Genomic DNA, 12,938 nt, shown 5'->3' with positions numbered 1-12,938 from the left:
CATTCAACGGTGTCATGGCTTTTCGCACACCTTCTTATTTGATCATTATATCTTTCTTAACAACATTCCCGCTTGTTACATTCGGTTCGTCCGGCTGGTTACCGCCCACCGCTATTTGTATTTTTCCATGCAAAGGTAAGCGCTGTCCATTGGCATCAACATACGTCAGGTCTTCAGGTGTTAAAGTAAAATTAACCAGTTTGCTCTCTGCAGGCTTCAATGTTATCCGGTTGAAACCTTTTAATGATTTCAGTGGTGTGACCAACGAAGTATTCCGGTTCACCAGGTACAATTGCACGACTTCGTCGCCCGCTTTCTTTCCGGTATTTGTAACGCGTACCGAAACTTTAATAGCTTTTCCACTTTCAGCAGCGGCTGGCGCTGTTAACTGATCATAACGGAATGTTGTATAACTCAGTCCATACCCAAAACCATACAATGGTTTGCCGGTAAAATACCGGTAGGTCCTGTTCTTCATCGAGTAATCTTCAAATGCCGGCAGGTCATTATCGCCTTTGTAAAAGGTAACCGGTAACCGGCCTGATGGATTATAATCTCCGAACAATACATCTGCCAGGGCCGTGCCCGCCGACTGGCCGCCATACCAGGCATTTACAATTGCAGGAATATTCTCCGATTCCCAGGGCGTAGCGATAGCACTGCCTGTCATCATAACAAAAACAACGGGTTTGCCGGTAGCCTGTAATGCCTTCATTAATTCCGTTTGCACAGCAGGCAGCAGAATGGTGGTTCTATCGCCACCGCGGAAACCCGGATCACTTACTTTCATTTCTTCGCCTTCTAATTGCGGTGAAATGCCGCCGGCAACAATGAATACATCTGCATCGCTCGTCCTTTTTACCAATACATTAAAATCTGTTACGGAAGGCTGGCCCGTATTCATTTTCATAGTTGCCTTGCCTTCTCCCTGCCAGTATTCCACTACCAGGCGATACACGGAATCTTTGCGAGTGGTAAGTGTGTATGAAGCAATATCCCGCGGCTTTCTTGTCCACGAGTTAAAGATCGTTTTGTCATTGATGATAAACCTGAATCCATCGTCGGCTTCAAATTCGAAGGTGATGGTACCATCAGCTGTTGCTTTATAATCGGTTATATAGCGGGCAGAAAAACTGTATGCTTTTAAATTTTCAACCACTGCTTCGCCTTCCTGCCAGTTATGGTCTATACGTTGTTCAAATAAGGTGGCAACCGGTTCTCCGCTCAGCTCCCTGTTGTTGTAATAGGTTGCTTTGAACCCCTGTTTCCCTTCTATGGAGCAAGCATTGCTTATATCTGTATATTCAAGAATGTTTTTGTTAGTATAATTGATCGCTTTTTCATACACCACCTGCGTGGTGGAGCCGGCTTTCTCTTTTATTCCCTGTAACAGGGTCACCAGCTTAGAAGGTGTTCCATTATAGTTACCCAGGGGGGAAATTACATTGTTGGCATTTGGTCCAAGCACAACAATTTTCTGCAGTCCCTTTTTCAGCGGCAGGGTATTGTTCTGATTCTTCAGCAAAACGATCGATTCATGCGCCATATCGAGGGCATGTTTTGCATGGGCGGCTGCTTCCAGGGTGCTTTCCGGCGTTTGTGCATATTTCACCATCGATACGGGATCGAACATACCGAGCCGGAACCGGATCATGAACAGCCGTTTTACTGAAACCTCAATTTGCTGTTCTGTTATCTTTTTGTCCTTTACGGCCTGCACGAGTGCTTTGTAGGCATCTGTGCCGCAATCGAGGTCAGTTCCATGCAATACTGCATCAGCAGAAGCGGAGGCGGCATCAGGATGCGTTTTATGGTTTTTAAAGAAATCGTCAATGGCCCAGCAGTCGGACGTCACATAACCGGAAAAGCTCCATTGATTGCGTAGAATATCGGTCATCAACAGATCGCTGGCGCAACAGGGCTGTTTGCGAAAGGCGTTATAGGCGCACATGACGCCGGCTACTTTGGAATCAACTACCAGTTTCTTAAAAGCCGGCAAATAGGTATCCCAGAGATCATAGGCACTCACATCTGCATTGAACACATGGCGTTCGGGTTCAGGACCGCTGTGCACGGCATAGTGTTTTGCGCAGGCTGCTGCTTTCAGGTATTTAGGATCATTGCCCTGCAGGCCACGCACGAATGCATCGCCCAGCATAGCGGTGAGGTAAGGATCTTCGCCATATGTCTCCTGTCCGCGGCCCCAGCGCGGATCACGGAAGATATTGATGTTCGGTGTCCAGTAGGTAAGCCCGAGGTAGCGGGCATTTGTTTTTCCGGCAGCTACTGCTTTATTAAAGATCACCCTGCCTTCCATAGCCGAAAAATCAGCCATTTTAAAAAGCGCCGCCGTATCGAATGTGGCCGCCATGGCAATGGCCTGTGGATACACTGTTACATTGTAGGGCGTTCTTGCAACGCCATGCAATGTTTCATTCCACCAGTCATAGGCAGGAATGCCTAACCGCGGAATAGCGGGTGACGCATTGAGCATTTGCGATACTTTTTCTTCGAGGGTCATTCTGCCCACCAGGTCATTGACCCGTTCTTCGAAGGAAAGATCAACGTTTTGGAAAGGGAATTTCCAGTTCTGTGCCTGCACACAGGGAGTGATCAGCAGGCAAACCAACACCAAAGGACAAAGAAGATATTGTCTGATTTTCATATGCAAGCGGCTTTATGGCAACCGCAAAATAACTTTTTATGCGCATAACTGCCTGCTCAAAAAAGGTATACAAATTGGGCAAAAAGGTGTAAAAATGTTCAACCCAAGCCAATTTTCCCAACAGGACGTTTATTTTATTAAGACAACTGTTCCCTTTTCAATTACCGGCTTCGCGCCTTCCAGCTCAAAGCTACAGGACCAAACATACACCCCGGCATTCGGCAGATTGGTATTTACCCTTCCATCCCATCCTTGTGCAGGATTTGAGGTATTAAAAACCATCTGACCATACCGGTTGAATACACGAAACTGGTACTTTTTTATTTTTCCGTAAATAACCGGTTTCAGGATATCATTTTTGCCATTGTTATCGGGCGTAAAAGCGTTGGGCATATAGATGCCCCTGGGCGGACAGGTTTTGGTAAGTAAATTCAATGAGTCGCGAACCGTACAACCGTTCATATCTTTTGCCTGCAACCAGTAAAGTCCTGGTTGATTAATTGTGATAGATGGATTTGTAGAGTGATCGCTCCATAAAAACGACAAACATTCTTTTATGGGTTTCAGTTGCAGATTTTCATAGGAGCAAATAATTGTATCAACGGGCAAAATATGATTATCGGGAGCAAAAAGCGAAACCAGGACAGTGTCGGAAAACGAACGTCCACATTTATCTTCCGCCGTAACATAATACTTTCCGGGAGCAGATACGGTCAATTGCGGCTGCGTGGATTTATCCTGCCATACATAATTATTATAGGTAGCCGTTGCCCTGAGGGTCGTATTTCCATCCGGACAAATAAAAACCTGTGGCTCCAGGTCGAGGGGAACAGGTGCAGTATATTCTATTCTAATGATATTACTCGCATTCCGATCGGGCAAATCGCATACACCCGTTGACATCATGATACATTGCACATGATCATTTTCCTGCAAAACAGCCGGCTGGTATGTATTCGAATTGGCGCTAACATCCACACCATTTAGTTTCCATTGGTATTTAGGGTTGAGCAGCTGATTGGGATTCGTTGCAGTAAATGTTACCTGTTCGCCGGGACATATGCTGGTAGCAGTGGCAGTTATCTCAATAGCTGCTTTTTTTCCCAACTCAACTGTAAAAGGAAGACTAACATCAGGACAACATTTGTAATGTGCAATTACGGTATAATTCCCAGGCACATTGGGCGTAAACACGGGACTTATTTTATAGGTAAATTTCTGCACACGGTGATTTTCGCTATCAGCTATATACATGATGTTATTTTCCGAAATAAAAATACCTATTGGGAAATACAACCGGTTAACTCCAAATCCATATCCCTCACGTCCAATCACAGGTATTTCATTAACACCCATATTTTTTATAACAACACCAAGGGCATAGTCAAGCGTATACACATCTCCCTTACAATCCACACTGACGTCCAAAGGAAATCCGCTTGTGAAAGATACTACTGCAACAGTGGTGCCTGTTGAAGCGCCAGGCCCCCATTTTTGTACACGTTTATTATTGGTATCACATATGTAAATATTACCTGCCGCATCTACATAGATTCCAGATGGCCCATCCAGGTTGGCAGGTCCTGTGCCTGCACTGAAATTACCAGCGACAACCACACCGTTTGGTGACCCAGGTGCATATTTTCTTATGACATTATTAAGTTGATCCGAAACGTAAAGACTACCACCAGCATCAATAAATAGATCGGTAGGAGCGCGCAATTCTCCATTAGCGCCTGCTACCGTGACTCCCTGAGTAGCCCCCGGCGCAAACTTTTGCACCCTGTTGTTGTTTTGATCTGCCACATAAATATTTCCCTGCGCGTCGAGACACACGCTGGTTGGCCTATCAAATTGATCAGGTGCATTTCCTGCGCCATTGCCGCCGGCAACAGTGGTGCCGGAAGAAGCGCCTGGCAACCATTTTTGTACCCGGTTATTATCAGTATCAGGAATATAAATAACGCCGGCCGCATCTACATAAATTCTGTCAGGATGACTCAACTGATCAGCTCGGGCGCCTTGCCTGTTGCCTCCGGCGACTGTAGTGCCCGTATCATTAAGGATCGCTTTCTGTCCGGCCACTTTATTCCCGGCATATATCCAGGTTATCGAATCAGGAACAATAGTACTATTTAACCGTAATTGACTACCGACACATGAACTTCCTGACAAGGAAATTTGATTGGTATTACATTGTGCGTGGGAAAATAATGAAATACATATACAGGTTGCCACGAGCAACAAGATTGAAAGGGGCTTTAGGAGCATTTTTGGTTCACCAATTAAAGTGAACAAATGTAATCAAACGCAATTGTGGATCAAAGCGATTGCAGTAACACCAAACACCATAGGCTATACGATTGCACGCTGATTGTCAAAATCAACACGAATATTGGGAAAATCAACTCACTTATCGACCAAAGTAATTTTTCAAAATTTTAATCGAATAGTTCAAATAGCTTACCCGGCGTCAATGCCGAAGCCTGATCATACGCTATTTGGCATTTCCCAAATTCAATTAAAGCCATTTCTAAATCATTGTGAACTGATTTTCAAAAGCCCGGAATTTTTAGTCAAAAATATTTGTCTGCCTAAAGTTTTAGGCATAATATTGCCTAAGACTTTAGGCAAAAACAAGATCATGAAAAAGTTAACCGCTGCTGAAGAGCAGATCATGCAAACACTCTGGAGCCTCGGTGAGGGTGGATTTATGAAAGATATCCTGGAACACCTCGCCGATACAAAGCCTCATTATAATACTGTGGGCACTTTATTAAAAATACTGGTGGAGAAAAAGTTTGTGGGTATTAAGAATCCCAATCGCAACAATTTCTATTTTCCGCTGATCTCAAAAGAAGAATATTCTGCCAGTGGTATCAAAGCCATTACCGAAAATTATTTCCAGGGCTCATATACTAAAGTTGTGTCGTTCCTGGTAGATAAAAAAGAAATGTCGATCGAAGACCTCGAATTCTTATTGAAACAACTTAAAAAGAAAGGCCATGAATAGCCAAACGATCTTGCTGTATGTATTGAAATCTTTTTTCATCTCGGGCATCTTCCTCGGCTATTACTGGATAGCCTTACGAAATAAAAGCTTCAATTATTATAACCGGTTTTACCTGTTGTTGAGCATCGCCTGTAGTATAGTCATGCCCTTCTTTAATTTCAACTGGTTTGCCATTGACCAACAAGACCTGCCCGTATCCATCGAATCGCTCAACTTTATTTCAATCCAGACGGCAGATACACATGCAAAAACCGTTTCCTGGCAGGACATTGCCTTTTATACAGCCGGCAGTATAAGCCTTTTCCTGCTTGTAATGTTCCTGTTTAATATCATAAAAGTATATCAGCTGAAAAGGCGATCAGTGATCGTTAAAATGAACAAGGTTGATTTCATTTATACCAATCTCGATCACGCGCCTTTCTCTTTTTTGAGTAATCTTTTCTGGAAGGAATCCATTTCGCTCGACGAAGAGTTCGGCCGGAAGATCTTCAAACATGAGATCACGCATATTGAGCAGAAGCATACCCTCGATATTCTTTTTTGCCAGCTCATCAATGCCATTTTCTGGATGAACCCATTCAACTGGCTCATTCAAAAAGAGCTGAAGGCCATTCATGAATTCATAGCCGATAAAGAAGCCGTTGGTAACAATGATGTAGAAGAGTTTGCGAAGCTGCTGTTACAGGCACATTACGGGAAACATTTCCTGAACCCAACTCATGCTTTCTATTATTCATCTATTAAACGCAGATTATTTATGTTAACAAGAACAAACAAAACGCGGTTCAGCCATGTGCGTAAATTGCTGGTATTTCCGGTTAGCCTGCTTGCAGTAGTTTCTTTGTCGGTTTCTACCATTGAAAGCAAAGCCACTACTATTCTTGCGCCGATCGTTCACGAAGCACCTATCACGCTTTTTACGCCAAAAACGATTACACTTATTCCCGCAACAGCAAAGAAGCAACCGGTAAAACGTGTACAAAAGAACGACACCACACCTGCGCCAAAAGCGAAAGATCAGGTCCCGGAATCAAACACCGGTTTAGCTATCAAAAGTAAACATCCGATTGCTGTTTTAGCAAACAGATTTTACATTGCCGTTGAACCAAAAGACAGTACAAAAGCTGCATTTCCAGAAAATATCCTGTATTATATCAACAATTTACCCGCCTCTGTGGAGCATGTAAAAAATCTGAAACCTGAAGAGATCAAATCAATTAGTGTTTGGAAAGATAAGGAGGCCGTTAAAAAATTCGGGGCAGCCGGCGAAAACGGTGTTATAGAAATATTTACCAAGGTAACTCCATAACGAAGTAATTTAAAAATGAAAATGGGTCCGGCGGCAACCGGCCCCATTTGTTTTTGTGTTCTTCCAGAATTAGCAATGTCCGGGGGTACGGATCAGGGTTAACTTATTTTATGTACATATAAGTTGTCATAATAAATGTAACCATCAGTGCTCGATTGCCAGTAGGTTTGGCTTCCTCCTCGGAATGTATGGAAGCTCACCTGCCTGATCAGGCGTTTTGAATCATTGGTAGTCCACCGGATAGCACGGTCAAGCACCACTGTTCCATCAATAACAATTTGCACATGGCCATCTGTATTACTTCCGGTATTGCTCTTGATGTACATATGCACATGATACGTTTGGCCCTTGTTCAGGCTACCGCTTGAAGGATAGGATTTTCCAAATGTATCGCCAAACTCTCCAGGCTGGTCTCTATAATAAACATAGGGTTGAAAGAAAACACGGCCGGCATCTGTCTGATACCACATTAACCGCAAGCTGCCACCATTACCATCCCAGCCCGGATCGCCACCCGTATTACCATCTCCTACCAGGAAGCCAAAGCCTATTTTGCCACCGCGGCTAAAATCGAACTGACTGTGGAATCTTACATCATAATCCAGTTCATAGGCGCTGCCATCGGAAACATCGATATTACCAATAACACCGCCGGCGCCTGATAAAGCATTCTTCAATAATTTAATACGGCAGGTTCCACCGGAGATCCAGGTACGGGTATCATTCCAGCCACTGATGTTGCCAAAATCCGCCGCAGCGGCTGAACTGGTGTATACACCATCGGCGTAGTTGTTCCAGTTCACCGAAAAAGTACTGAGGATCGCTTCGGTATTTACCGTTGAATTGGCTGATTGCTCTTGTTGGTCGTTGGCTTCAATGCCCGCTTTTTTACAACCGGTCACCAGCAACCCAGCTGTTAAGGCCAAAAGACCTGCTTTGAGTAGGTTTTGCATTTTTTTCAATTTTTAAATTTGACAAAAGCGTTTATATCATAAATAATGTTCTTATGATCAGCCGGCGTTAAACCGGTAGTTAATACCTTTTGTCCCTTGCGCATACACGCTTGGGTGAACACTTCCGTTATGGCGAAAGTTTTTTACCTATTTGCTGCGGCTGAAATAAAAAATAGCAATTGTGTTTACCGGCTACTGTGGTAACAGGTGGAGTTACACTGTCTGTTTGGGCTGATGAAAAAGGGAGTATATACAGGCATGACAGGTTAACCAAAGACAATCGTTTTTGACGCATATGGCAGCAGTTTGGTTAGTTATGCCAGCAAAAATGCGAAGAAAACGGAGTGTTGTCCAAAATACGGGGTACGTCAAAACTGCTACAACCGAAAATTTATTTAATGACTATCAGCCAGTTGCAACTAAACCGAAAAAAACAGCCACGCACAACCGGTTTTTCGGCTCGGCTCAGGACTCCTTCGCCGCTATCCGGTGATGGACATTAAATAATCATATAAACTGGTTTCGTTACTCGTTAATCCCAGTTTTTTGCGCAGGCGGTAACGCCCGGTTTCCACTCCTCGAATGGAAATGCTCATCAGGTGTGCGATCTCTTTAGTGGTTAAATTCAGTCGCAGGTAAGCCGCCAGTTTTAATTCTGTAGGCGTGAGGTCGGGCCATTGCTCTTTTAGTTTCTTTATAAAATTGGAGTGCACCTGGTCAAAATGCTCGGTGAATTGTTCCCATTCCCGGGTAACATCCAGTTCGCTGTCGATCAGGCGAATGATCTTTTGCAATTCTTTTGATCCGGCCTTTAATTCTTCATTGTTCTTAAAACCGTTCAGATCGTCTTTTATCTTTGAAAAGATCTCCATTTTTCGAACGAGGTTCATTGCCGTGGAAGCCAGTTGGGAATTTTTATATTCAATATCCGCCTGCAGCTTTTCATTCTTTAACTGGATGATCTCTTTTTCCCGTTTACCCATTTGCAGTTCGTGCAATATCTGCAATTGCTTTTGTTCTTCTGCATACCGTTGCTGTTGTTGCAACAGCTTCAACGCTTCCTGTTTCCGGTATTTCCATTGCTGCCGTTTGTAGAACAGGAACAGCAAGGCAAATAATATAATTCCGTATAAGATATAGGCCCACCAGCTGCGGTACCAGGGTGGTAGAATTGTGAACGAAAAGCTGGCTACCGGCGATTCATTATCAATATTGTTCCTGCTTTTAACGCGAAAGACATATTTCCCCGGTGGCAGGTTCGTGTATTCCTTTTCTGTTTTGCGGCTCCAATCACTCCACTCTGTGTCAAAGCCTTCCAGGAAATAACTATAGGCGGTGTTATGCTGCTGTCCATAAATCATTGCACTGCATTCAAAATGCAGGGAATTGGAAGCATAGGCAATGGGTGGTGTGGAAGGCTGGATTGCCGTACCGCGATAGCCGCCGAAGATGAGGTCTTCCTTTTTCGCAGCCACCTGTACCAGTCTGATAAGTGTGGTTAAAGGATGCCTGCTTTTTTTGTATTGTGCATAATTGAGGTGAAAGAATCCTTTCTCAGCAGCTATCAACACGTTATTGCTGTCGATTATATTGATGTGCTCAAAGCCATTGCTCGTGATCCTGTCTTCCAGCTCAGGGATATAAACGATGCGGTAACCATCGTTTATCTTTTCGGCCACTCCTACTCTTTTGCGGCTGCAAAACCAGATATTGCCTGCCTGGTCATCTTTAAGATAATCTATGGGTATATCGCCAAACAGCTTTTTAAAATAGACCGAAGGTTTAAAATCATTGATGGCATCATCAAATTCAAACACGCCATTATCGGTGGTCAACACCATCCGGCCGGCGATGCGATAAAGGTGGTTATGGTTTAAGGAGAGGATCTTCTTTTTGTCAATATAATTCGTTACAACCGGTTGGTTCATTTGGTTGAACGACACCATATATAATCCCTTATACGGATGGATGGCCCAGATAATATTCTTATTCTTTACCACAAAACGCGCCGATTCAAACCGCACCGCCACATTATGGTTGGTGATGCGGCTACCCGTGTAATTATAAAAATTGAGGCCGTCATACGTCCCCGCCATGATCACTGAACTGCGTACACTATCGTATAATGGAATAAAGATCCAGAAACCACTTTTGCTGTCGAAAACCGTCGCTTTATTATCACTGATGAGAAAAGCACCCAGGCTATGCCCCATGAATAAGTCGCCATTTACCTTCGATAAATTCCATACCTGCCCTTTTGAATTTTCAACCAGGGAAAAAGAGCTTTTTGCATAACTGATGTCGGCGCCGGTATTGGGCAGATCGGTTTTATACAACCCGGTGGCCAGCCCCAGGTATAATTTGTTATTGTGAATAATGGAAGTATAACCCGTACTGTGGTCGCCCTGTTCTGGAAAAATATTTTTGATCGCATTGTTATAGGTGATTAGGTCGATGCCATTATCCAGGCCCAGCCAAAGGTTCCGGTCCTTATCTATGAAAAGGCTGTGTACATTGTTATTTTGAATGCCCTCGTTTTTAGTAAGCCGCTGAATGAATTTTCCCTGCCGGTCAATGATGACAACACCGCCGAGGTTGGTATTCAATGCGATCTTGTCGGGCGATAAAAGGCAGGCGCCAAAAACGTTATTCGCAGCAATATCTTTTATATCAGGCGTTACAAAGGGCGAAATAACATCGCCTTTCAGGATAAATAATCCATGCGATATCGAGGTGAGCAACAGGCTGTCGTTACCAAGATCGGTCACTGATCTTATTTGAATACCTGCAGGAAGCGTTCCCGTTCTTATGCGTGGTAACCATTGTCCATTTTTATAATACACGAGGCCGTTATCATATTCATAGGCCAGCAGCTCTTTCCTGGCATACCCCAGGAACCGCCAGTGCATACTATTGTAAGCTTTTATAGTGCCATTAAAGTATTCGAATATCTTTCTGTAGGCGTGAAAGAATATGCGGTCCTGTACTATCTGGATCGTCCATACGTCAGCAAAATCATTATCTGCTTTTAACTGTTTGCTTAATGAAGTATAAACCAGCTCACCCTGTTGATCAGGATAGAAATAACCAAACTCCTGCTGACCGCCTACATATACTCTGTCATCTTTATCTATGGCCAGGGAGCGGACTATAGTGGCATTGGGCATCCGGTAGGTACGCCAGAAAGTGCCGTCAAAAGTTAACAGCCCATTATTATTAGCGAAATACATAATGCCGCGGCTGTCCTGTGCTATCTTCCAGTTCTGCTGGCCGGCATTGTAATCCTGCCTGAAATAATTTGTAATATTCGGAATACCGATCGTATTCTGGGCATATGCGATCTGCCCAAGGCACAGTATTGTCCATAACACCAGCAATTTTCTCATCTTGAAGGCAGGCCTTTTAGTAATAAAAATAATAAGTTTAATGCAACGGGCAATCTGGTTTAGCTGCCAGTAATAATTTAGGATCCGAAAAAACAATAATGCCCTATATTTCATTATTTATTTGAAATATAGTTCCATGCGCTTCCTAAAGATCATATTCAGAATTATAACTCTGGTGTTGTTGATGCTACTGGCTTTCGGCATCTGGTGGGTGTGGCGGGCGCTTCCCATAATCAGCGGTTTTGGCGCCAAGAACATGGCCTCGGCCGTTTACCTGCAACATCGTGATCCGGCCAGTGTATTACGCGAAGAACTGGCCTTTTTCCCGGTCTCATTAGGCAGATTTACGGTCAGCAAAGAAGACTCATCGGTTACAGGTTCTGTATGGGGGCTTGCCAAACGAAAAGCTATATACAGAGCTGGTGTCGGCTGCACCTTGGTGAATGATCTTACAGAAACAGCTATCAGGCAACAGCGATTTGATTTACCGGCTCTTCCCGCCCTTAACCGGGACACTATTTCCTGGCCTTATGGCGACAAGATCGCAGACAGCGTGCCAGCCGGTGTAGATACAGCCGCCCTGCGTCGGGCCATGGATCATGTTATGCAGGCAACCACCAAAAAAGGGAAACCGGGTTTAACGCGGGCTTTCCTGGTTGTATATGATGGAAAAATCATTGGCGAGCAGTATGCCCCGGGTTTTAACAAGAATTCCGTAATGATCGGCTGGTCAATGAGTAAGAGCTTAACCGCTGCCGTTATAGGCGTGCTTACCAAAGCAGGGAAGTTAGATCCTGAAGCACCAGCCCCGGTGCCTGAATGGAAGAATACCCCCAAGGAAAAGATCACCCTGAAACAATTGTTACAACAAACTTCCGGACTGGATTTTACGGAAGATTATGGGTCTCCGAGCGAGGCCACTGATATGTTGTTCAAACGGGGCGACATGGGCGCTTTTACCGCCATGCTGCCTTTGAAATTTCAACCAGGGACTATTTTCAATTATTCCAGCGGCAACGCCAATATTCTCAGTCGCATCATCCGCCACACAGTGGGCGACTCGGCGTATGCTGCATTCCCCTACCAGGCCTTGTTCCATAAAATAAATATGTATTCACTGTTGCTGGAACCCGATGCTTCCGGCACTTATATCGGGTCCTCCTACAGTTATGCCACCGCCCGGGATTTCGCCCGTTTTGGCTTACTATATTACAACCATGGAAAATGGAACGGGGAACAGCTGTTACCGGAAAACTGGGTAAAAGAAACGGTTACACCGGCGGCTGCCAATAAACAACAACGCTATGGCTATCAATTCTGGCTCAATGGCGCCCATGATAAAGATCCGGGTAAACGCTGGTTTCCGGATGCACCGGCCGATATGTTCTTTGCTGACGGTTTTGGCGGACAGAACATTTTCATCATCCCTTCGAAAAAACTGATCGTCGTTCGGCTGGGTGTAAATAATATTAATGAAAATCAGTATCTGAAGGAGGTGATCCGGGCCGTCCCATAATTGTTTGAATTTTGCAAGTTTTTGTTTGAATCGTATAAACAGCCGGCCGAAGCACCGTCGTAATTTTACAAGGAAAGGCTGTTCTTCCGCCTTTGT

Annotated in this window: 7 protein-coding genes; 3 read left to right on the top strand and 4 right to left on the bottom strand. The window is 44.3% G+C overall.

From position 1 onward, the window contains the following. Positions 1–34: 34 nt before the first annotated feature. Positions 35–2,665, bottom strand: coding sequence for a glycoside hydrolase family 3 C-terminal domain-containing protein (locus JUB15_RS07265; RefSeq protein ID WP_207511783.1), 2,631 nt, complete (start codon positions 2,663–2,665; stop codon positions 35–37). Between the two features lie 129 nt (positions 2,666–2,794). Further along, positions 2,795–4,840, bottom strand: a complete 2,046-nt coding sequence (locus JUB15_RS07260; RefSeq protein ID WP_207511781.1) for a T9SS type B sorting domain-containing protein — start codon at positions 4,838–4,840, stop codon at positions 2,795–2,797. Positions 4,841–5,309: 469 nt separating this feature from the next. On the opposite strand from JUB15_RS07260, the gene JUB15_RS07255 reads away from it, so the two are divergent. Both JUB15_RS07255 and JUB15_RS07250 read left to right on the top strand, forming a co-directional pair. Continuing rightward, the gene (locus JUB15_RS07255; RefSeq protein ID WP_207511779.1) at positions 5,310–5,678 is read left to right on the top strand and encodes a BlaI/MecI/CopY family transcriptional regulator; all 369 of its coding nucleotides are present in this window, start codon (positions 5,310–5,312) and stop codon (positions 5,676–5,678) included. Next, positions 5,671–6,987 (top strand): M56 family metallopeptidase, encoded by a 1,317-nt coding sequence (locus JUB15_RS07250; RefSeq protein ID WP_207511777.1) that lies wholly within the window; start codon positions 5,671–5,673, stop codon positions 6,985–6,987. The genes JUB15_RS07255 and JUB15_RS07250 overlap by 8 nt, the downstream gene beginning before the upstream one ends. Positions 6,988–7,085: 98 nt before the next feature. Here the strand turns inward: JUB15_RS07250 and JUB15_RS07245 are convergent, their stop codons facing one another. Both JUB15_RS07245 and JUB15_RS07240 read right to left on the bottom strand, forming a co-directional pair. Continuing rightward, entirely contained in the window at positions 7,086–7,940 is an 855-nt protein-coding gene (locus JUB15_RS07245; protein ID WP_207511775.1) for a polysaccharide lyase, read from the bottom strand. A 482-nt stretch (positions 7,941–8,422) separates the two neighbouring features. Beyond that, on the bottom strand, positions 8,423–11,326 hold the full coding sequence (locus JUB15_RS07240) for a helix-turn-helix and ligand-binding sensor domain-containing protein (protein ID WP_207511773.1): 2,904 nt from the start codon (positions 11,324–11,326) through the stop codon (positions 8,423–8,425). A gap of 136 nt (positions 11,327–11,462) precedes the next feature. On the opposite strand from JUB15_RS07240, the gene JUB15_RS07235 reads away from it, so the two are divergent. Next, the gene (locus JUB15_RS07235; protein ID WP_207511772.1) at positions 11,463–12,842 is read left to right on the top strand and encodes a serine hydrolase domain-containing protein; all 1,380 of its coding nucleotides are present in this window, start codon (positions 11,463–11,465) and stop codon (positions 12,840–12,842) included. The last annotated feature ends 96 nt before the right edge of the window (positions 12,843–12,938 follow it).

Origin of the sequence: Longitalea luteola, from assembly GCF_017356035.1 — a bacterium.
Lineage (GTDB): Bacteria > Bacteroidota > Bacteroidia > Chitinophagales > Chitinophagaceae > Niastella > Niastella luteola.
The sequence above is the reverse complement of the archived record's forward strand: the minus strand, read 5'-3'. Positions and strand labels throughout refer to the sequence as shown.

What these genes read in the sequence shown, in the direction of transcription:
- JUB15_RS07265 (WP_207511783.1), bottom strand. Translation starts at nt 2,665, where the DNA reads ATGAAAATCAGACAATATCTTCTTTGTCCTTTGGTGTTGGTTTGCCTG.
- JUB15_RS07255 (WP_207511779.1), top strand. Translation starts at nt 5,310, where the DNA reads ATGAAAAAGTTAACCGCTGCTGAAGAGCAGATCATGCAAACACTCTGG.
- JUB15_RS07250 (WP_207511777.1), top strand. Translation starts at nt 5,671, where the DNA reads ATGAATAGCCAAACGATCTTGCTGTATGTATTGAAATCTTTTTTCATC.
- JUB15_RS07245 (WP_207511775.1), bottom strand. Translation starts at nt 7,940, where the DNA reads ATGCAAAACCTACTCAAAGCAGGTCTTTTGGCCTTAACAGCTGGGTTG.
- JUB15_RS07240 (WP_207511773.1), bottom strand. Translation starts at nt 11,326, where the DNA reads ATGAGAAAATTGCTGGTGTTATGGACAATACTGTGCCTTGGGCAGATC.
- JUB15_RS07235 (WP_207511772.1), top strand. Translation starts at nt 11,463, where the DNA reads ATGCGCTTCCTAAAGATCATATTCAGAATTATAACTCTGGTGTTGTTG.